Below are 19,161 nucleotides of genomic sequence, written 5' to 3' on the forward strand. Positions count from 1 at the left end.
GCTCGGTTCTGCGCAACTCGACTGTCCGGCGCCCGCACCTCTCCTCGACGGACGCCGGGCAGTCGACCTCTACCGACCTCGAGGAGGCCAAGATGTACGCAGACAGGACAGTCCAGAACCGCGCAGCCGCGCGCGCCGCAGAGCTCCCGCGTTCAGAGCACACGCACCAGTTCACCGGCGACTGAGAGGTGTGGAAAGTCGGTGGCAAGGTGTTCATGCTGCAGACATCGATGCCTGGGGAGCCGGTCTGATCCTCAAAGCCGATCCCTCAGATGCGGACACTCTCCGCGCGTCGCACACGAGCATTTCTCGCGGCTACCACATGGACAGAAGCACTGGATCACCATCAGACCTGGTGCGGATATCGAGCAGGCGTTGGTGGACAACCTCGTGACCGAGTCGTACCTGCTCGTCAGCGCGGGCCTTCCCAGACAGAACCGCCCGGTCGACCCCGACACTTTCAGCTTTCTGCCGTCCGCCGACTGACCGACGCGGCGCCAGACAAAAACAAAACCGGCTCTTCGCCGATCCGGTGGGGATCACGGCGTGAGGCCGCTGGCGGCTAGTGCAGCAGCGCATTGATCTTGCGAGGGCCATGCGGCTTTGAGCGGGGTTCCGTCGTAGGTCCAGCGGAACGGTCAGGCCTCGTCGTCGTAGGCGAGAGTGAACTCGCGGATCTGGTCGATGAGATCCTGGCGCGAGGTGAACTCACCGCGCCGCGGCAGTCGGCGGGGGGCCAGAATCGAGAAGAAGATCTCGACTTGGTTGAGTCACGAGGCGTGTTTGGGTGTGTGGTGGACGGCGAACCTCGGGTGTGCTGCCAGCCAGGCCCGGGTCGCCTTCGTGACATGGGACGACCCGTTGTCGAGGACCAAGTGGATCGTGAGCTTCAGGTCGATGGGCTGGTCGAGCATCCGCAGGAAGCTGATGAAGGTGGCCGAGTCGTTGCGGACGATGTCTTCGACCAGGACCTGACCGGTGTGCACGTCCAGGGCCGCGATAATGGAGGCGGTGCCATGGCGTCGGTACTCGAACTCGCGCCGCTCGATCTGGCCGGGCTTCACCGGGCGGGTCGGATGGCGGCGGGAGCAAGCCTGCATCGCGGTCTTCTCATCCACGCTGAGCGCGACGGAGTGGGGCGGGCAGTGCGGATAGAGGGCGGAGACCTCGGCGGCCTTGGTGTAGAAGTTCGGATCGTCCGGGCAAGTGAGCCAGCCACGTACCAGGTGCGGTTTGAGGTCGAGGCCGGCCAGGATCCGTCCGACCTGGGACGCTGAGATCCCGATGGCGCTCAAGCGATGGGCGATGACGCGGCGAGTCCAGTGGTTGTTGGTGGCGGGCCGGGCGGAGGTGACGGTGGCGACGATGGCCAGGTGCACGTCGGAGCCGTAACGGCGGGAGCGACCAGGCCGGGTCCGGTCCTCTAGCGCGGCCAGGCCGTCGGCGGCGAACTGCTTGCGCCAGCGCCGCACGGTGTCCACATGCACGCCAAGGGCGCGGGCGATGGCCGCGTTCGACGCCGCCTGGAGGTGCCGTCAGGCATCACCTTGCGAGAGCTGCACGACATCATCCAGGCCGACTTCAGCTGGGAGGACTACCAGATGTGGGCCTTCGAAAGCGGCCGGGACCGATACGGCGTCGCTGACCGCGACCTGGGCATCGGCAGCGCCGCTTCCAAGCGGCTCTGCCAGGTGGCACCCCACACCGGCGACCGGCTCCGCTATACCTACGACTTCGGCGACGACTGGGAACACGACATCCTCATCCAGGACGTCACCGCCCCGAAGGCCGGCACCGCCTACCCCCGATGCCTCACCGGCCGCCGCACCTGCCCGCCCGAGGACTGCGGCGGCATCTGGGGATACGACTACCTCATCGAGATCCTCGCCGGCTCCCGCCACAAAGAACACAAAGACCGCCTGGACTGGCTGGGCCTCGACTCTGCCGACCAGTTCGACCCCGCAGCCTTCGACGCAGCCCAGGTCAACTCCGCGCTATCCCCTCTCGCGACCGTGCTCATCAATTACTGACGCATCACCGCCCGACGCCAGCAGCCCGCGTCGCCGCTGACGGCGGGCACCTACCCCTGCAAGATCAATGCGGCGCTGCACTACTCGGTCTTGATGATCTCGCAGACCAGGGAGCCGAGGCTGCAGCCTTCCTGGTAGGCGTGCTCGTAGCCGACGTAGAAATCCGCCCACTCCCGAAACGCGTCGAGATCGTCGAAGGAAGCGAATCGCTCACCGCGATGGAACGCGAGGACGCGATCGGCCTGCCGGGCGATCACGGCCAGGACCGGACTCTCCTTTGTCGGGAAGCAGTGGTTCAGCTGCGACCCGCTGGCGCCGTCCGCGCGACGGAGCTGCTCGTTGTTCGTCGCGCGGACACCCTTCGTGCAGATGAGTACCGCGGCATGCTCCAGGACCGGCGCGCGTCGTCTGATCCTTGTCCGTGAGCTTGCGAGGAACCCGTGTTCCCGTCGTGGCTGCCATACGTCCCACGACACTGCAGACTGGGCTTGACAGCCCAGTCTTGGATGGTGTTACCTCTGAGAACTGGGTTGCCAAGCCCAAAAATGCTCGGCCTGGCCTGGGCTCGGCGACTACTCGCACAGCTACCGGAGGTTGATCCGTTATGTCGCGACTGAATGCGCCCCCTCTCGACGACGCAGATGTGTCACCAGTGATCAACCGGCCTCGCCAGGGCAGAACGCTCCGGCTGGCATTCTCATCTGGGATCGTCTCCCTGGTGGCCTCGTTTGCCGCGTCGGCCGCACCGATCCCCCTGTTCAACACCTACCGGGCCGAGGACGCGTTCACCAACGCCGGCATCTCGCTGGCCTTCGTCACCTACTCCGTCGGCATTATCGCCGCACTGTTGGTGCTGGGACGGCTGTCCAATCATCTGGGCCGACGGCGCACCGCGATCGCCAGCCTCGGGCTGCTCCTGCTGGGCTGTCTGCTCCTGCTGAACGTGCACGATATCGGCACTCTGCTGGCCGGTCGGCTCCTGATGGGCGTCGGTACGGGGTTGGCCAGCAGCAGCCTCACCTCCTACATCGTCGACGCCGCGCCCACCAGGCCGGCCTGGCTGGCCTCCGTCGCGTCCAGCCAGGGACCCATGCTCGGCCTCACCCTCGGCGCCATCGCCGCCGGCGCCCTGGTCCAGTTCGCCCCCTGGCCACGCGAGCTCATCTACCTGGTTTGCGCCGGTCTCCTCGTACTGTCTGCCGCACTCATCGTCGCCAGCCCGGAGACCGCGAAGCCGACGCCGGGCGCTTGGCGATCACTGCGGCCCCGGGTCCGCGTACCGGCTCGGGTCAGGCGTCTGCTCCCTGTCGCGGCCGTGGTGTTCGTGACCGCCTATGCGACCGGGGCTTTCTACCAGTCCTTCATGCCCGCACTGGTCGAAGATCAACTCCATACCCGCAGCCCACTCATCCTCGGACTGGTGTTTGCCTGCTACATGGCCCCGAGCGTTCTCGGTGCTCCCATCGGCGGCCGGTTCACACCAGCGGCAGCCCAACGCATCGGCATGATCATCGTCCTGATCGGATGGATCGGCATCATTACAGCCATCGCCATCGGCACACTGCCGTTGTTCATCGCTGCAACCATCGTCACCGGCGTCGGTCAAGGCATCGCTGTCAGCGCCGCCACCCGCGGCCTGCTGCACGGCAGCGCCCTGGCCGACCGGGCGCCGATCTTCAGCGCGGTCTACCTCCTCTGCTACAGCGGCGCCGCCTTGATCAGCCTCATCTTCGGCCAGCTCTCGAACGCCTTCTCACTACCACAGATCGCGCTCGGATACGGCGCCCTTGGCGTTATCGCCACCCTGTTCACGGTCCTCGCCGCACGCAACCCTGGCTCGTAGAACTCTTCTATGTCCTTGTCCGCGAGCGACCTGCCAAGCAGGGCCATGCCGGTCATGCGACCGAGGTGGTAGTCGCCCAGCGGCAGTGCGTCGGCATCGCCGAGGGCGTGGTGGCCGACTTGGGCGGCGGTCCACACGCCGATGGCGGGCAGCTTCCCCATCAGTGCGTACGCGCGGAGCGGGTCCCCGGCACACCCGTCGAGCGGGGCGGCGTAGCGGGCGGTCTGGATGACGGTGCGGGAGCGATGCAGATCGATGCCGGCACGTCGCCGCGCCCAGCTCGGGACGCTCCGCCAGACCTCGGGTGACGGGGGGACGTGCATGACGCCGGGTGCGGGCCCGGGCACCGGCTCCCCGTACGCCCGTACCAGCTGAGTGCAGGAGGCGGCGGCGTCCATGCCGACCACGCGCTGTCCGATGATGGCCGGGACGATCGTCTCGGAGAGGCGTCCGGTGCACGGCACGCAGAGCCCATCCAGGCGGTGCAGGCCACAGTCAGCGGCACGAGATCACGATCAGCACCTCCGCACGGCGGGTTCTTAATGCGAACCGGCGCCTCGATGCCGCGGAACAGCGCGCATTCCCCTGACTTGCCGGTGGCCCGGAAGGCGGCAGCACGCCGGGCCCGCGCCAACCATCCCGTGGTTACGTCCAGAGAAGTGATGAACGGGTTCGCCTGATCCGAGGGTTTACTCCGGCATTGGGATGGTGCCCACATGGAAGGCGCGGGCACCGGGATCTCGACACCGAGTTGTTCTTCCCTGTGAGCCCGAAGGGCCCCGGCCAGTGCCGGGCCGACGAAGCGAAGTCCGCGGGCAAGACGTGCCCCGTCCGCCGGTCCTGCGCCAGTCGGGCTTTCGCCACAGCACATCAGTACGGAATCTGGTGCGGTATGCACGAGGAGAACTGAAACGCACGGTGCCGAAACTTCCTCTGCCCGAATGAGGCCGGGCGTCTACGGGAGACGTCGGCGTCTGGTGACGGTGACCCACGACCTGGGCCGGCACTGCTCCGAGGCCGCTCGAGCGGGTTCCAGGATCGCTGCCTGGAGGCGTTGGACGACGTCGATGTGGTCCGCCGTCCAGATCGTTCTGACCATCTCCGCGCTTCCGGGTTCGTTTGCCGCGACCACGTCGCAGCCGACCGCCTCGAACAGTCGGCCGGCCAGGAGCCGGGTGTCGATCGGGACGGGCACCGTGCCCCTCCCTTCAAGTGCGCGCGCCGTACCGACGTACCACTCGAGCACCAACCCGCTGGCGTCAAGGACCTCCGCGCTCGCCGTGCTCTGCGCTTGCCTGGAGGCACGATCGGCACCCTGCCAGAGCCGTAGGACGGCCTCGGCAGTGAAGCGGAGGACCACCACTGCGTTGGTCAGAGCCGTCACCCCCGCCAGTGGGACGTACTTCGTCCCACGTTCTGCGAGGAAGTTGCGCAGGGCGTCGTCGAGGCGGCTGGCCGCCGAGGCGGCCCGTCGGCGCTCGGCGTTCGGCACGGAAACCGACCGCACGAGCCCGTCGTCAGGGGGCAGCGCGAACTCGACCGCGCTCTGAAGGTAGCGGGCGCCGCAGAAGAAGGCTTCGGCCAGTGCCTTTCCCAGGGCCGAGTTCGCCCCGCGCGGCCAGAACAGGACACCGACAAAGAGGCTGACCGCACAGCCGATGACTATGTCCTCGATACGGACGAGTCCGATTTCCCATCCTCCCGGGCTGATGAGGTTGTACAAGATCAGCGACGCCGTGGTGAAACCGGCCTGGCCCAAGGTGAAAGAAGCGGTATCGGCCCCCAGGCCGGCACAGGCCACGGCCACCGGGAGCAGCAGCCAGTAGACCGTGGTGTTGGTACCAAGAGCAAGAATGAGCCCACCACCGACCAGGAACCCGATACCAGCCCCAAGCAACCCGCGTAGAGCATTCTGGCTCGTGTTCAATGCGGTCGTGCGAAGTACGGCCAGGGCGCCGAAGACAACCCAGAAGGAATGGCCTACGCCGGTCAGTTCCGCTATCAGCACGGCCAGGCCCAGGGCGGTCGCCCCGCGCACGCTGTTGTGGAACCACACCGAATGCCGCTCGGCATGTGCCCGGAGGTCCTCCCACGCCGAGGCCAGCGCGGACTTCGTTCCGCTGAGGGGGCGCCCCAGAAGCTGTCGCCACCAACTACGCCGGCAGGCGGCGGCAAAGAGTCCGGCCTGGGTAGCGATGACGGACACGGCACAGGTCATCTCCTGTGCACGGAAAGCCGGCTCGAGCGAGGTCATGAACTCGCTCAGTTCACTGTCGGAGGACGTCCCTGGCCGGACCCGGGCGGGGTACAGGGGAAGTGCCGAGGTGACAGCGTGCTCCATATGCTGTCGTGCCCGAAAGAGACGTCTCAACTCGGCGTCCAACAGCCGGGGGTCGTCGGCTGCCGATTCCAGGAGGACCGCGCTGTGTCCGAGCAGCGTCGCGGCTTCCGTTTTGACCTCGCAGACCGCGAGTGCGATCGACCTCGGCCGCGGATTCAGCGGCATTCGCCTCAGGATCGCATCCAGCCATACAACCTGGTCGATCAGGCGGACGAGCGCCCGCTCGGCCGTGGCCAGCCCGGTCGACCGGTAGGACGCGCCGAAGAACGCCGATCGCAACTCTGTCGCCGCTGCCCTCGCCTCATCGGCCTCTACTTCAGAGATCGCACCGCCGGCCGGCACGAAGCCGTTGCTCACGCAGTCGGCCTCCGCACGCAAGCGACAGGCCTGCAGGGCACAGGCCCGAGCCGCCGACAGCCGCAGCGGATCGCGAACCGGAGCCGGCCACAGGACGGTGATCGCCAACAGTGATGCCGCGCCGGCCAGTAGCCAGCCCCCGAGCCGGTCGGGTATCGACTCCACCGAGCCCGGCAGAGTGACCGGCAGGATGAAGCTGGCCAGCAGGGCTGTGCCCGCGCTGGCCAGCACCGAGCTGACCAGGCCGACGAACAGCACGACGAAGGCGACGATCAAGGTGGAGCTCGTAGCGGTCCAGACGGTTCGGGACGCGAGAGTGCCCAGGCAGATCAAGACGGCCCCGGCCAGCACCAGCCCGAGCTGTGCCGAGATCCGGGCCCGCATGGGACCGGCGAACTCGACGAAGAGCAGTGTCGCGAATCCGCCGAACGCCGCGAACAGAGTGAGGTCCTCGTCTCCGACGAGCTCGAGGGCCACGGCGACCACTGCAGGCACGACGCTCCCTGCCCTGCCTGCTCGGCGAAGTGCCGAAAGGGCCGCACCGCCCTCGCGAAATCGCCCTACGATCCGTTCCTGTGCTCTGCCACGACGCCTCCTGCCCTCCGAAGGGCTGCACCTACGGGAAGCCTCGACCATCCGTTTATTGTCGGCGCAGGCGCGCCGTCCCGCATCAAGCCAACGCCTATACCGGTCTCTGAGAACCAGCGCTCCCATCGAAGAGGCCAGCGACGCCGCCTCAGTCGCCGGCCCGACGTGACCATCGCCCTTGCCCGTGATCACGACCCGCTGCGGGAGTGGCGGGACGAAGCCGGGAGGAGCACCCTTCCTTGTGTGCCGGCTCCGTCAACAGTGGCAAGTGCGCATCGGGATCCCGCCCGGATGCCTCGACGCTCACTCTCTATTTGGGAGCCGCAGGCCGCCATGCTCCTGCCATGTCCGAGCAGCATCATTCCACTCGCGACGTGAGCCGTCGGCGACGGCAATTGTGAGCCGCTGCCGACGGACGAAAATGACCCCCTGCGTCTGTTGATGTTGGTCATTCCCCGGTGTCGGCCGTGGGAACCCGTCCGAGGGCGCGGCCGCGCATGCGGTAGCTGTCGCCCTTGAGTGAGGTGACTTCGGCGTGGTGGACGAGGCGGTCGATCATGGCGGCGGCGACGGTGTCGTCACCGAAGACCTCGCCCCAGCGGCCGAACGGTTTGTTGCTGGTCACGATCACCGAGGCCTATTCATAGCGGCCCGAGATGTACTGGAAGAAGAGGTTCGCCACCTCGGGTTCGAAGGGGGTGTAGCCGACCTCGTCAACGACGATCAGCGGGATGCGACCCAACCGGGTCAACTCATCGCTGAGCCTGACCACTTGATGTGCTTCGGCCAGGCGGGTCACCCACTGGGTGGTGGTGGCGAAGGCCACCCGGTGGCCAGCCTGGCAGGCCCGGATGCCGAGCCCGGCGGCCAGGTGGGTCTTGCCGGTGCCGGGGCCCCAGAAAGATCACGTTCTCCTTGCCGACGACGAAATCCAGCGTCCCCAGGTGGGCGATGACCTCGCGTTTCACAGACCACTGGTGTTCGAAGTCGACGTCGTCCAGTGACTTGCGGGAGGGGAAGCAGGCTGCCCGGGCGCGTCCCTCGGCGCCATGCGAATTGCGGGCGGCGACCTCCCGCTGCAGGCATGCGACCAGATACTCCTCGTGGCTCCAGGCCTCGTCACGGGTCCGCTCGGCGAGCGGGGTGACCGCATCCCGCGAGGACGGGGCCTTCAACGCCTTGGCCAGGTAGCCGAGTTCGGAGGAGACATCACGGCTGTTCGCCGTTAGCTTGGCAGCCATCACGCGACTCCCTCGCCGGTGCTGAGGCTGCCGTCGATGACACCGAAGACCTGGTCGTAGGTATCCAGCGACCGCTCTTCGACTTCCGTGGTCACCGTCGCTGCCGCCTTCTTGCCCACGGCCGCCTTGCGGGCGGCAGCGGCAGCCGCCGCGTGATCGGGGTCGGTGATGGTCTGATGGCGGGATCGACGGCAGGGCGAGCATGCGAGAGCGGTCGGCCTCCAGCCGGTCCGACGGACGGGCCTGCAAGGTGCGGTGGATGCGCCGGTTGGCCCTGGTCAGGCAGTCGGCGAGCTGGATGGTGAGGTCCGCCGGCGAGGTGAACATCCGCCCGGGCAGAAACGACGTCTCCAGACAGCCGTTGGCTCGCTCGACCAGAGCCTTGGCCTCCGGATCGCGTGGCTTGCAGAGCAGGAACCTAATGCCCAGCATCCCGGCGAACGCGGCGCATTTGTCGGTGAGTTGGGGGCCGCCGGACCGCCATGAGCCGACGGCTCCCTCGTTGTCCCAGACCAGCGCCCGCGGGACGGCTCCCAGCTCGGTCAGCAGCCGCCAGTGCCCGGCGATCAGGTCGGCAGCCGACCTGGAGGGCAGCATCCGCGCGGTGATCCACCGCGAGTAGCCCGCGACCATCACCAGCACCGGTGGACGCCCCACCTGGCCGAAGCCGAGCGGAATGTCGGCGGGCGGGAACCACAGGTCGCACTGGCCGATCTCGCCCGGCTCATAGACCGTCCGCGAGGCCGGATCCGCAGGCCGGTAGGCCGGCCGCGAGTCCCGAATGCAGTCCTGGAGCACGGTCAGGCCCCGGTCCCAGCCGATCCGCTCGGCGATCACAGTCACTGGCGTCTCGGGCCACTGCTCGAGCAGCTCGCGGATCTGCGGTTCGACCGCGTCTTTCGGCGCCCGCTGGTACTTCGGCGGCGCGTCGTCCGCGATGGCCCTGCGGACGGCGTTCCTCGAGATCCCCTGCATCCTCGCGATCGCCCTCACCGGCATCTGCTCGGCCCGGTGAAACCGACGGATCTCGGCCCGGAAGCCGATTGGAGGACGGCTACGAGGAGTGCGAACGAGGCGGAGGCGACCATGTCGGTTGGGTCCTCGCGGTGCCGGAGGAAGACGGGCAGGATGATCCTGGCGGTCTTGGCCGTATCGTCGGCGTTCGGGCGCAGGGACCGGCCGATGTTTTGCACGATTTCGACCTGGGAGCCGCGGGTGTCGACGAAACACACTGCCTCAACGCCGCTCGCCGACGATGTCAACGCCTGCGCCGAGCACCCGGACGGAGGCAAGGGAGGCCCGGTGTACGTGGAAGGTCAGTAGTCACTCACCCGTCCTGTCCCGGCGTCATCCCGAGGATTTCAGCCCAGGGCGGGGTAGCCGCCGGCAGCGAGGTCGTCGATCAGGCTCAACTGGTGAGGTTTCAGGGGAGGGTCATCGGGCTGCCGGGGCCACGCCGTCCACGGCCTGATCCGTGGCCAAGGCGCGTCTGCACGCGCTGACGCACAACCTCGCCATCGAGCTGGCGGGCGAGGGTATCCGGGTGAACGCCGTCGCCCCGGCCGTGACCAGGACGCCACGTCGCGCTCGAGGGGGAAGCCTGTCTGGCAGCCACAGCCGTCAGACATTCGGCCTGGGCAACTGCCAGCTCGGCCTCACATAGTGGCACGTGTGCGCGCCGGGATAGCGTCTGAGGTAGTTCTGGTGCTCGGGCTCCGCCTCCCAGAACGTGCCGGCTGGCACCACCTCCGTGGTCACCTTCCCGGGCCACAGGCCCGAGGCACTGACGTCGGCGATCCTGGCCGCGGCGATCCGGCGCTGCTCCTGGCCTACGTAGAAAATGGCGGACCTGTAGCTGGTGCCCACGCCGTCGCCGTGGCGGTTCGACGTGGTGGGGTCGTGGACCTGGAAGAAGAACTCGAGGATGGAGCGGTAGCTGGTCTTGGAAGGGTCGTAGGTGATCTCAACCGACTCCACGTGGTTGCCGTGGTTCCGGTAGGTCGGATGCACTACTTCTCCGTCCGTGTAGCCCACCCGGGTGGCGACCACGCCCGGCAGCGCGCGAAACAACTCTTGCAGGCCCCAGGAGCACTCTCCGGCCAGTACGGCCGTCTCCATCATGTCGGACTGCCTTCCCCTCGACGTGGACCAACGCTTGCGCTGACCTGCGAGGTTGAGGCCGGCCAGGGCCCCGCCGTTCGTCTCGGAAACCCGACCACCCCCGCTCACGACGGTTAGCGGACCCGAGCGCGGTTTCCTTACCCGAGGGGCAGTGCTTTGACGTGCTGCTTCGGTGGGGTTTCCATGGCGTCAGTATTTTTGGCGCGAACGTCGCTGGCCGCGGACCGACGCCGGCCGGTGTCTACGCATGTCCGCCTGGCATGCCGTCTGAGGCGAGAGGCCGACCGCAGTGGGGCTTTGGGGCCCATGCCAGTTCAGGGCGACGTACCCCCGCCACGTCGTTGGCCCGTCGCAGTTCCCCCCGGATGGCGTGCCGAGGTCGTGAACAATGCGGACAGCCGATTCTACGAGGTCCGCTATGACGGCGAGGCAGCGGGCATTCTCGTGTGCGAGGAGGTCGGCTCACGCCATGTCTTCACCCATACGACGGTGCGGACGGTGATCTTCGACCCATTGGCCTCAAGGTCATCGAGGGCGTAACGGATCAGGGCCTTTGACAGCCCGCGGCCGCGAAACTCCTCCCACTGCTTAGAGGTCGACCGGTTCATCAACGAGAACCCCTGGTACAAGCGCCTGATCGACCGAGAGCCCCCTGGGGGCGGGCGGGCTACGCCCGAGGGCCTGCGCCGGTCGGGGCCAGCTCGGCTCCGGGTCCGGGCGGGAGGTGGGCCAGTGTCGCTCGCCGCCTTGACCGGCCAACATGGGCGCCCCGTGCCTGAAAGTCGCCAGCACGGCGTCCCCGCTACGGCGTGCACGGACCAGAACTCAACGATTTGGCCCACCAGGCGACAGCCGACGCGTGAGGATCACATACAAGGCCACCAGTTCGGCGGAGATGCCAGAGTCACCGCATGGGCGTATGGGTTCGTCGTGCACGAGGTTTCCAATAAGCTGAGTCACTTGTGGCGCAACCCGGGCGTCCATCTCGAGGCAGGCGGGTGGGGCGCATCCCCGACCGCCGCCCGGGCGGCGCCCCGGCAAGCCACTGGCAGGCCGAGGAACTTGCCCAGGCCGCATGGGAGGCCATCGACACGGGCCTTTGTGCACGTCAGCGGCGTGTCTTCGCGGCCGTGTCATGCGCGGCGTTCATCCGGGAGCGTTGGCCTCTGAGCTCGACCCCAGTCCGAACGCGCGATACAAGACCATTTTCGACGCGCGCAGGAAGCTGCGGGCTCAATTGGCGGCCGCCGGGCACTTCGACTGACTGCGCAATGTCTGGACCGACGTCGCGCCGAAGGCCAGAGGTGCGGCTGAGGGCTGTGGGAGTGAAGGAAGACAAGAGGCGTGTGTTCCCCGTGGCTGATATTTTTTAGGGGCGCTAGCCCTGCTTACGACGAGCCGATTGGACGGCCAGCATGGCGATCATCTCGCGCGGTTTCCACGGCCGTCGGCCGCCCGCGGGCAGGAAGCTGCCACCCGGACAGTACGAGACCATGGGCTTTCCAGTCCTCTCGGCCGGGCCCACGCCGGGGATAAGCACCGACAAGTGGGAGCTGTCCGTCACCACGGAGACCGGGAGGCGGCACAACTGGGAGTGGGCCGCCCTCACGAAGCTGCCGTCGGAAACCCCGACGGCAGACCTCCACTGCGTGACCAAGTGGTCGAAGTTCGGCACCCGGTGGCAGGGGGTGTCTTTGGACGTCCTGCTCGCCGATGTCGAGACGGCTGCCGAGTACGTCCTCGTCTCCTCCTACGGGGGCTACACCACGAACCTCCCGCTGGAGGATCTTCTGGACGGCAAGGCCTGGATCGCGTACGGCTACGACGGCCGGCCGCTCGCCCCCGAGCATGGCGGTCCGGCCCGACTGCTCGTCCCGCACCTCTACCTCTGGAAGTCCGCGAAGTGGGTGCACGGACTGGAGTTGCGGGAGAACGACATCCCGGGGTTCTGGGAGAGCGCCGGCTACCACAATTACGGAGACCCGTGGCAAGAACAGCGGTATCGAGGAGACTAGGCGACCGGCTCCGATGGAGGGTCGCCGAGGTGACAGAACGTCGCGTTGAGTCCGCGACGGCCGTCACTCTGGTGCTGGAGGTGCCGGAATGGCCCGGCCATCTGGCGGGCCAGCATGTGGACATCCGGCTGACCGCGGAAGACGGCTACAGCACACAACGCAGTTACTCCATCGCTTCGGCCCCGGACGGAACGCGCCTGGAACTGACAGTGCAGCGCGTCGATGAGGGCGAGGTCTCTCCCTACCTGGTCGACGAGCTGATGCCCGGCGACCAGTTGGAACTGCGGGGACCGGTCGGAGGCTGGTTCGTCTGGCAGCCGGAGCAGCAAGAACCGGTCCTGCTCGTAGCCGGAGGCTCCGGGCTGGTGCCGCTGATGTGCATGATCCGCTCGCGGCGTGCAGCCGGCAGCCGGGTTCCCTTCCGGGTGCTGTACTCCCTGCGATCGCCGGCCGAGCTGCTGTACGGGCCGGAAATCCGCCAAGGAACACCAGGGGTCGACGTCACACACATCTACACCCGGGAAGCGCCCCAGCAGTCCGCGCGCCCCCCGGGCCGCATCACACCCGACGACCTGGTACGCCACGGATGGCCACCGGACTTCGCGCCCACCTGCTACGTCTGCGGACCCACGGCATTCGTCGAGAAGGCAGCTGCCTACCTGGTGCTCCTCGGACACGACGCCGAGCGAGTCCGCACAGAGCGCTTCGGCTGAGGAGAGGACTGAGATGACGGCAGGCACGTCGGCAGACGCTGGTATCCCACCCGACGCAGAGGGCGGCTACATCGACGGCAACGCGCTGGCCGGTCCTCTGGCCGAACTCTTCGCAGTCGACCTGACAGCGGCAACCAGCCAGTGCGCGCACTGCAGCAACACAGGGCACGTCGCACTCCTGCACGTATACCGCCAGGCACCGGGACTGGTAGCCCGCTGCCAGCAGTGTGGACAAGTCATGCTACGTCTGGTGCGCGCACCGGAGACGGTCTGGCTAGACATGAGCGGCATTACAGTACTGTCGATCCCCGTCGGCGCCGACTGAGCCACCTACTGGAAACGGCCGTCGAAGAAGGTATCGCTCCTCAGGTCGGAGAACCGAAGGCCGACGACTGCTCCCCCTTCCACCACCCAGCGCAGATCGTAGGACGCTTGGTAGGAGGGCGGCCAGAAGGAGCAGAAGCGCCCATTCTCGTCGACGGACCAGGTGCCCTCCGTCTGGCGTCCTGCCTCGAAGTAGGAGGTGCTCCCGTCGGGTTGGAAGGTCTGGGTCGTGCCATCGCCGTAGGCCAGGCGGCCTGCGGTGACAGCGGTGGGGATCTGCTCAGGCGGCACGATGGCGCCGTCTTCCGGGTGCAGGTTGTCGATGTTCCTGGTCACTGTGCGGTCCTCTCGGTCTGCCCTATTGGTGTTGGCCGCCTCCGACCCGTGGAGCACGGGTATCGGCTGGGGCCCTGCGGGGCCCCGAGCCGCAAGACAGGGCGCCGAGCCGCCATGCCGTTCGAACTCCGGGGCCGTGCCCTGAGTTGCCGGTCATCGGCCCTCGGCGGCGTCCTCTTCCGTCGTCTGGAAGACGCTCAGGTACTGGCCATAGCCCTCCTGCTCCAGATCCTCCAAGGGGACGAAGCGCAGCGAGGCGGAGTTGATGCAGTACCGCAGTCCTCCGCGGTCGCTGGGCCCGTCCGGGAACAGGTGCCCGAGGTGGCTGTCCCCTTGAGCCGACCGTACTTCGACGCGGACCATGCCGTGGCTGTTATCGGGCCTCTCGACGACGTGGCCGGACTCCAGAGGCCTCGTGAAGCTGGGCCAGCCGGTCCTGCTGTCGTACTTGTCGACCGAGGCGAAGAGGGGCTCCCCGGACACGATGTCCACGTAGATACCGGGTGCCTTGTTGTCCCAGTAGGCGTTGGAGAACGAGGGCTCCGTCTCGTCTCGCTGGGTCACGCGGTACTGCTGCTCGGTGAGCTGTGAGATGCGCTGTGGGTTCTTGCTGTACTCCGGCATGCCTACCTCCCAGATGGGTGCTGGAGTGTCTCTTCTGCCCTATTCGCGTCATGCATCGCCCCGGCTCTTACCGTGTTGCAGGGGTGCAGGGGCGGACCGCTGAAGTGGTGGTCGGCAGCGGCCGCCCGTCGCGAGCCCGGCTGCCTCCCTCCCCTCACGACCGGGACGGGAGGACGAGGAAGAGTTGCCCCATCTGCCCCATCGCACGTGCCCGGCCCGTAGCAGCGACGCTGCGTTGCAGGTCGCCCTCGACAGACCGGGGACGGACTGGTCGTCGCGTGCACCGCGACGCTGGGTCCCGACCACCTGGCGGTCTGGGTTTTCGCGAGTCGACATCGCCATCGTCGGCACCGCGTGGCACCTCGTGCAGCGCCAACGGGACGCACCGGATCCGGGAGAGGGCGTCCTGCTCGGCTGATCTCTCGCATGCGTTGGGCATGGCAAGGGGCCCTCCCGCAGCCGCCACTTCCCGCAGGTGTGCGCCGCTACTCACCTGGCTGCGCCTGTTCACCTCTCATGCCCTTCGCGGCCTCCGCTTCCTCGGCTGAGATGTCCTCGGCGATGGCGAGCACCCGTTGCAGGCTGGCGGAGGGAATCACGACGCCACCGGCGCTGTCCATGTAGATGTAGTCACCGGGACTCACGCAGACACCGGAAATCTCAACAGCCACAGCGCAGGCGTAGGGCATCACTGTGTCGCCGCCCCATCGGACCGCCTCCCCCCTGCACCAGGTAGCGAATCGGTAGCCACGCAACTGGCCGAAGTCACGTAGCCGGCCGTCGGCGAGGACGCCGGCCAGCCCGGTGCTGTCTGCCCTGGCAAGCTTTGTGCCCCCGCCGTGGGACGCGTCGGCGTGCCCTCCGCTGGAGAACACGAGCACCTGGCCCGCCCCGGGCGGGTTCCCGAGTGCTCCGTAGAAGTAGTACCGGAAGTCATGGCCCTCTGCGACCAGGTCCTCGCGGTAGGGGAGAAAGGAGATGGTGGCTGCAGACCCGAAGAGATAGCGGAGAGGGTCGGGGCTCGACATGGCGGGTATGTGCGCTCGGTGGCCGTGGACCCGGTTCATGGCGTCGACGAGCGTGGCGCACCCCAGGCGGGATGCCTTCTGAGCCGGTGTCTCGTCCTTCATCAGCTTCCTCTCTCAAAGAGCCATGGGCTCTGTCCGGCGTACCGCCGGGGCGCCGTCAGGTACCTCGACTGGGCCAGAGCCGCGTGAAGGCTGCGCGTACCCGACACGGCTTTCTACATGCTGTGTGCCAGAGCCTCCGCCCGCCAGCCGGGACCCGAACCGCCGGCACTCCTCCGCGGTGGCCGGTGGACGCATAGGTATGCCAGAGAACTGCGCCTTGTGTGTGAGGATTCTTGCTGTCACTCACCCTTTCAGTGTCGCGTTCACAGGCTTGCAGGGCGTCTTGCCCACCGTTCTCGCCCCGGCGTCCTGTCGGGGCCACGTTGCGTCCTCATGCTGCTATGCCAATCACGCTGCCTGCCGAAGGAAGTCCTGGTGAGTGTCGATGTGGGCGTCGTTGTGGAGGGCGCGGTAAACGGCGTCGGAGAGTCGCCGTCGCAGTACGCGTATGGCTTCGGTGCTGGTTTTGCCCGCTTCCTTGTGTCGCTGAAGGTAGGCGCCGGCATCGGGACGGTAGTGGGCCTGAGTGATCGCGATGCGGGTGCGGGCAAGGCGATGTGGCCGAGGGCCGTCGCGCCTATCCGCTGCAAACGCCGCGGCAGCGTAGGGCGAACAGTTACCAGCGGCGCTCAGCGCAGGAAGCCTCCTCCGCAGCGACCGCGCCACGGAGGGCTACAGCGCCGACGCAAGCACCCTCAGCACCGGGAGCGATTCCAGACAGGGGACGCCCGGTCGGTCGACGCCGACGACCACAACCGATTCTGCTCCTCCAGGCCCTCCGACCGCGGGGCCTCCTACGTCCCCCCTTGGATGGTGCGGGGGCGGCGAGTCCACAGCCTCCGCCTCCCGGAAACCAGCGGCGGAGCCCATTTCCGGTTCCTCTGAAACCCGCGCCGGCGCACCGGCAAGTCGACGCTCAGGCGCAGTGCCTCCTGCCTGACGCGCGCGGTAGTGGGCGAGCGCTCGCTCGGAGCGCGTCCGCCAACTCCATTCGGTCACCGCACCATTGCGGCGCGGACACGAGCCGAAACGGCCACCGTGCCACGAAGCTGTCCTCGAGTAACGGCTGCCCTCGAGTAACCGTGATGCGCTGTAGCCGCGCCGGCCGACCCTGGGATGCCGGCGGCGCAGTCCCTTGACATGATGGGGAGGAGTGCCAGGAAAACGTCCCTCCCGCTCCGCCGAGTTGAGGGGCACGGGTTGAGGCCGGTGCACACACGACACTCGGGCAGAGTCCGCCTCGGGCCTGCGGCTGCGCCGGGAAGCGCAGACGTCACCACGGACCGGCCGTCGGGGCAGCCCCTGTGCGAAGACAGGAGAATCCATGGCCGCGCACACCGCTATCGCCAGGTTGCACTCCGGAGGGATCACGGCGAGCCGATTCGGACTCGCGTTGAACCTCGCCAGCATCGGACGGCTCAAGTTCGAGGATTACGAGGTGGAGAACATCCGTCCTGTGGTCGTCTCGAGCCCACTGCTCCGACGGCCGCTGAGAGAGCTCGGGGAGACGAGACTGGCCAGGGCCATCGGGATCACTGAGATAACGATCGCCGGGATGATCTCCACCGGACGGTGGGCGCCCAGAGTCGCGGCAGCCGGCAGCCTGCTCGCGGCCGGCATGTTCACCGTCACGCTCAGTTTCCTGATCAGCACTCCGGAGGCGTGGCACCAGCGGGGCCGAGAGCCGAAGCTCTCGCCGGCCGGCCAATTTCTGATCAAGGACGTGGTGCTGCTGGGTGCTTCGCTGATCACCGCCGCGGACTCGCTGAGCAGAAACCGACGACCATAGCCTGTCACGGCTCCCCAGCCACAACGACACCGACGACTGACCTGGCCATCAGTCACGGCAAGCACCATTGCAGTACTACTAGTCTCCCTGGTACCGCTGTTCTCGCCATGGGTCTCCGTAGTTGTGGTAGCCGGCGCTCTCCCAGAAGCCGGGCACGTCGTTCCGCCTCAGCTCGATCTCGCGCACCCACTTCGCGGACTTCCACAGGTACAGGTGCGGGACCAGCAGCCGAGCGGGGCCACCGTGTTCGGGTGCCAGGTCGCTGCCCCCGTAGCCATAGACGATCCACGCTTTGCCGTCGACCAGGTCGGCGAGGGGGATGTTCGTGGTGTAGCCCCCGTACGAGGTGACGAGAACGTGCTCTGCCGACGTCTCCACGTCCGCGAGGAGAACGTCCAGGGACACGCCTTGCCATTCGGTGCCGAACTTCGACCACTTCGTCACACAGTGCAGGTCGACCGTCGGAGACTCCGCCGGGAGTGCCATCAGGCCTGACCAGTCCCACACGTGCCGCCTCCCGGCTTCAGTGGTCACGGACAGCTTCCAGTCGTCCTGCCGGATGCGGGGGGTAGGCCCGGCGGACAGCACCGGGAACCCGGTCGTCTCGTACTGTCCAGGTGGCAGCTTCGTGCCCGCCGACGGCCGTCGACCGTGGAAGCCGCGGGAGATGAACGCCATGCTCGCCGTCCCTGTTCGTCCGGGGTGGCCCCTGTGGGCCCTTCGTAGGTGAGCGCACGGACGGAGCGATTTCTTACCTCCGGCATCTCGGGAAGGTGACTACCTGAGGGCGCAGCCCGGGGGACGACTGCCAGGCCCCCCGGGGCGTGTGCGGCCGCGGTGCGAATCGCTTTGTCAGCGTTGCCCGCGCCGACGTAGTCGCCGCTGCATCAGCCCGCGGCGCTGAGATGTCCGCCGGCTATCAGCTGAGCTCGCAGCTTCTTACGGGCGTCGAACATCGTCTTGTAGAGCGCGTTGCGGTTCGTCTCCAGCTCACTGGCCAGCGCTTCCAGGGGGACTCCGTTGAGGACGGCGGTGAACACCTGCCGCTGGCGGGCGCTCAGTGTCTCGATTGCGTCACGCACAGCTTCGACCAGCTCTCGCGCCTGCCAGTGGCTGACGGGGTCGATACCGGAGTGGTCGGGCACTTGCGCCCATTCGTCCAAGTCGACCCGGGCATTTGAAGCACGCCAGAGATGGCGGCCCAGCTTGCTGGACACCTCAAGTACGACGAATCGGAACGCCCATGAGGTGAACCTGGCGTCGCCTCGAAATTCCCGAATTTTGCGTGTGATCCTCATCAGTGCGTCGGCGGCCGCCTGGTGGGCGAGGTCGTTCAGCTCGGGCCCGTTAATCCGGTAACGAGGACCCCGGCGAAACACTTCGCCCATGGCAATCCGCACCAGCATTTCATGCAGCCGCGTGCATGCCTGCTCGTACTGCGGCCCACGGCCGTCCTCGAGCACGTCCACCCAGGCGGCGGACTCCGGGTCGAGTTGCCCTCGGCCCTCGGCAGGTCGTGCGGCCGGGGCGCAGCCACTGCTTCCGGCACGTCCGTCCGGAGCCGAGTGGCACGTTCTTCTGACATTCGCAGAGTGCATGGCCTTCAATCCTCATATCATCTCGTGCGGACAAGCAAATCACGAGACTCATCTACAGGCCGTCTACGCGAAGTCGCTGTTTTTCTTTCGCCGTGCGCGCATCCCGAGATT

General features: G+C 67.3%; 18 protein-coding genes and 2 pseudogenes. 9 read left to right on the forward strand and 11 right to left on the reverse strand.

Annotated features, from left to right (window positions below):
- Window positions 1-185 (forward strand): hypothetical protein (locus ACWGJ5_RS44490; protein ID WP_453315311.1); only part of this gene is annotated, 185 nt, incomplete at its 5' end.
- Window positions 186-770: 585 nt separating this feature from the next.
- Here ACWGJ5_RS44490 and ACWGJ5_RS44495 read toward each other — a convergent pair.
- The gene (locus ACWGJ5_RS44495; RefSeq protein WP_453315312.1) at window positions 771-1,487 is read right to left on the reverse strand and encodes an IS630 family transposase; all 717 of its coding nucleotides are present in this window, start codon (window positions 1,485-1,487) and stop codon (window positions 771-773) included.
- Here ACWGJ5_RS44495 and ACWGJ5_RS44500 point away from each other — a divergent pair.
- Complete coding sequence (locus ACWGJ5_RS44500; protein WP_453315313.1) at window positions 1,482-2,030, forward strand: plasmid pRiA4b ORF-3 family protein; 549 nt, start codon at window positions 1,482-1,484, stop codon at window positions 2,028-2,030. The genes ACWGJ5_RS44495 and ACWGJ5_RS44500 overlap by 6 nt on opposite strands.
- Before the next feature lie 80 nt (window positions 2,031-2,110).
- Here ACWGJ5_RS44500 and ACWGJ5_RS44505 read toward each other — a convergent pair whose 3' ends face one another.
- Window positions 2,111-2,287: a hypothetical protein gene (locus ACWGJ5_RS44505; protein ID WP_453315314.1), complete on the reverse strand. Its 177-nt coding sequence runs from the start codon at window positions 2,285-2,287 to the stop codon at window positions 2,111-2,113.
- Window positions 2,288-2,634: 347 nt separating this feature from the next.
- Here ACWGJ5_RS44505 and ACWGJ5_RS44510 point away from each other — a divergent pair, with 347 nt between their 5' ends.
- Both ACWGJ5_RS44510 and ACWGJ5_RS44515 read left to right on the forward strand, forming a co-directional pair.
- A complete protein-coding gene (locus ACWGJ5_RS44510; protein ID WP_453315315.1) occupies window positions 2,635-3,873 on the forward strand; it encodes an MFS transporter in 1,239 nt (412 codons plus the stop codon).
- Between the two features lie 700 nt (window positions 3,874-4,573).
- Window positions 4,574-4,783, forward strand: a complete 210-nt coding sequence (locus ACWGJ5_RS44515; RefSeq protein ID WP_453315316.1) for a WhiB family transcriptional regulator — start codon at window positions 4,574-4,576, stop codon at window positions 4,781-4,783.
- Window positions 4,784-4,828: 45 nt separating this feature from the next.
- Here the strand turns inward: ACWGJ5_RS44515 and ACWGJ5_RS44520 are convergent, their stop codons facing one another.
- From ACWGJ5_RS44520 to istA, 3 genes and pseudogenes are all read right to left on the reverse strand, one after another.
- Window positions 4,829-7,048 carry an FUSC family protein gene (locus ACWGJ5_RS44520; RefSeq protein WP_453315317.1) on the reverse strand — a complete coding sequence of 740 codons (2,220 nt, stop codon included), beginning with the start codon at window positions 7,046-7,048 and terminating at the stop codon, window positions 4,829-4,831.
- A 559-nt stretch (window positions 7,049-7,607) separates the two neighbouring features.
- Window positions 7,608-8,604: pseudogene (istB, locus tag ACWGJ5_RS44525) on the reverse strand (IS21-like element helper ATPase IstB).
- A gap of 45 nt (window positions 8,605-8,649) precedes the next feature.
- Window positions 8,650-9,708 (reverse strand): annotated as a pseudogene (istA, locus tag ACWGJ5_RS44530) (IS21 family transposase); the annotation flags it as partial.
- 166 nt (window positions 9,709-9,874) lie between these two features.
- Between istA and ACWGJ5_RS44535 the strand changes: the two are divergent.
- A complete protein-coding gene (locus tag ACWGJ5_RS44535) occupies window positions 9,875-10,063 on the forward strand; it encodes an SDR family oxidoreductase (RefSeq protein WP_453315318.1) in 189 nt (62 codons plus the stop codon).
- On the opposite strand, the gene msrA is transcribed toward ACWGJ5_RS44535, so the two are convergent.
- A complete protein-coding gene (msrA, locus tag ACWGJ5_RS44540; protein ID WP_453315319.1) occupies window positions 10,021-10,521 on the reverse strand; it encodes a peptide-methionine (S)-S-oxide reductase MsrA in 501 nt (166 codons plus the stop codon). The genes ACWGJ5_RS44535 and msrA overlap by 43 nt on opposite strands.
- 1,415 nt (window positions 10,522-11,936) lie before the next feature.
- On the opposite strand from msrA, the gene ACWGJ5_RS44545 reads away from it, so the two are divergent.
- The 3 genes from ACWGJ5_RS44545 to ACWGJ5_RS44555 are packed head-to-tail and all read left to right on the forward strand — an operon-like array spanning window position 11,937 to window position 13,574.
- Window positions 11,937-12,536, forward strand: coding sequence for a sulfite oxidase-like oxidoreductase (locus ACWGJ5_RS44545; RefSeq protein WP_453315320.1), 600 nt, complete (start codon window positions 11,937-11,939; stop codon window positions 12,534-12,536).
- Window positions 12,506-13,249, forward strand: coding sequence for a ferredoxin reductase (locus ACWGJ5_RS44550; protein WP_453315321.1), 744 nt, complete (start codon window positions 12,506-12,508; stop codon window positions 13,247-13,249). The genes ACWGJ5_RS44545 and ACWGJ5_RS44550 overlap by 31 nt, the downstream gene beginning before the upstream one ends.
- Window positions 13,250-13,262: 13 nt before the next feature.
- Window positions 13,263-13,574, forward strand: a complete 312-nt coding sequence (locus ACWGJ5_RS44555) for a DUF6510 family protein (RefSeq protein WP_453315322.1) — start codon at window positions 13,263-13,265, stop codon at window positions 13,572-13,574.
- Between the two features lie 5 nt (window positions 13,575-13,579).
- On the opposite strand, the gene ACWGJ5_RS44560 is transcribed toward ACWGJ5_RS44555, so the two are convergent.
- The 3 genes from ACWGJ5_RS44560 to ACWGJ5_RS44570 form a co-directional block, all read right to left on the reverse strand.
- Window positions 13,580-13,909 (reverse strand): hypothetical protein, encoded by a 330-nt coding sequence (locus tag ACWGJ5_RS44560; RefSeq protein WP_453315323.1) that lies wholly within the window; start codon window positions 13,907-13,909, stop codon window positions 13,580-13,582.
- Between the two features lie 153 nt (window positions 13,910-14,062).
- On the reverse strand, window positions 14,063-14,533 hold the full coding sequence (gene msrB, locus ACWGJ5_RS44565) for a peptide-methionine (R)-S-oxide reductase MsrB (protein WP_453315324.1): 471 nt from the start codon (window positions 14,531-14,533) through the stop codon (window positions 14,063-14,065).
- Window positions 14,534-15,018: 485 nt separating this feature from the next.
- Window positions 15,019-15,663, reverse strand: coding sequence for an RraA family protein (locus ACWGJ5_RS44570; RefSeq protein WP_453315325.1), 645 nt, complete (start codon window positions 15,661-15,663; stop codon window positions 15,019-15,021).
- Window positions 15,664-16,987: 1,324 nt separating this feature from the next.
- Between ACWGJ5_RS44570 and ACWGJ5_RS44575 the strand changes: the two genes are divergently transcribed.
- Entirely contained in the window at window positions 16,988-17,452 is a 465-nt protein-coding gene (locus ACWGJ5_RS44575; protein ID WP_453315326.1) for a DUF417 family protein, read from the forward strand.
- A 78-nt stretch (window positions 17,453-17,530) separates the two neighbouring features.
- On the opposite strand, the gene ACWGJ5_RS44580 is transcribed toward ACWGJ5_RS44575, so the two are convergent.
- On the reverse strand, window positions 17,531-18,130 hold the full coding sequence (locus ACWGJ5_RS44580; RefSeq protein WP_453315327.1) for a molybdopterin-dependent oxidoreductase: 600 nt from the start codon (window positions 18,128-18,130) through the stop codon (window positions 17,531-17,533).
- A 209-nt stretch (window positions 18,131-18,339) separates the two neighbouring features.
- Window positions 18,340-18,921 carry a sigma-70 family RNA polymerase sigma factor gene (locus tag ACWGJ5_RS44585; protein WP_453315328.1) on the reverse strand — a complete coding sequence of 194 codons (582 nt, stop codon included), beginning with the start codon at window positions 18,919-18,921 and terminating at the stop codon, window positions 18,340-18,342.
- Window positions 18,922-19,161 lie beyond the last annotated feature (240 nt).

The organism is Streptomyces sp. NPDC054783 (assembly GCF_053611725.1).

Coding starts and splice junctions, on each gene's coding strand:
- ACWGJ5_RS44500 (WP_453315313.1), top strand. CDS start 1,482: ATGCACGCCAAGGGCGCGGGCGATGGCCGCGTTCGACGCCGCCTGGAG.
- ACWGJ5_RS44510 (WP_453315315.1), top strand. CDS start 2,635: ATGTCGCGACTGAATGCGCCCCCTCTCGACGACGCAGATGTGTCACCA.
- msrA (WP_453315319.1), bottom strand. CDS start 10,521: ATGATGGAGACGGCCGTACTGGCCGGAGAGTGCTCCTGGGGCCTGCAA.
- ACWGJ5_RS44545 (WP_453315320.1), top strand. CDS start 11,937: ATGGCGATCATCTCGCGCGGTTTCCACGGCCGTCGGCCGCCCGCGGGC.
- ACWGJ5_RS44555 (WP_453315322.1), top strand. CDS start 13,263: ATGACGGCAGGCACGTCGGCAGACGCTGGTATCCCACCCGACGCAGAG.
- msrB (WP_453315324.1), bottom strand. CDS start 14,533: ATGCCGGAGTACAGCAAGAACCCACAGCGCATCTCACAGCTCACCGAG.
- ACWGJ5_RS44570 (WP_453315325.1), bottom strand. CDS start 15,663: ATGAAGGACGAGACACCGGCTCAGAAGGCATCCCGCCTGGGGTGCGCC.
- ACWGJ5_RS44575 (WP_453315326.1), top strand. CDS start 16,988: ATGGCCGCGCACACCGCTATCGCCAGGTTGCACTCCGGAGGGATCACG.
- ACWGJ5_RS44580 (WP_453315327.1), bottom strand. CDS start 18,130: ATGGCGTTCATCTCCCGCGGCTTCCACGGTCGACGGCCGTCGGCGGGC.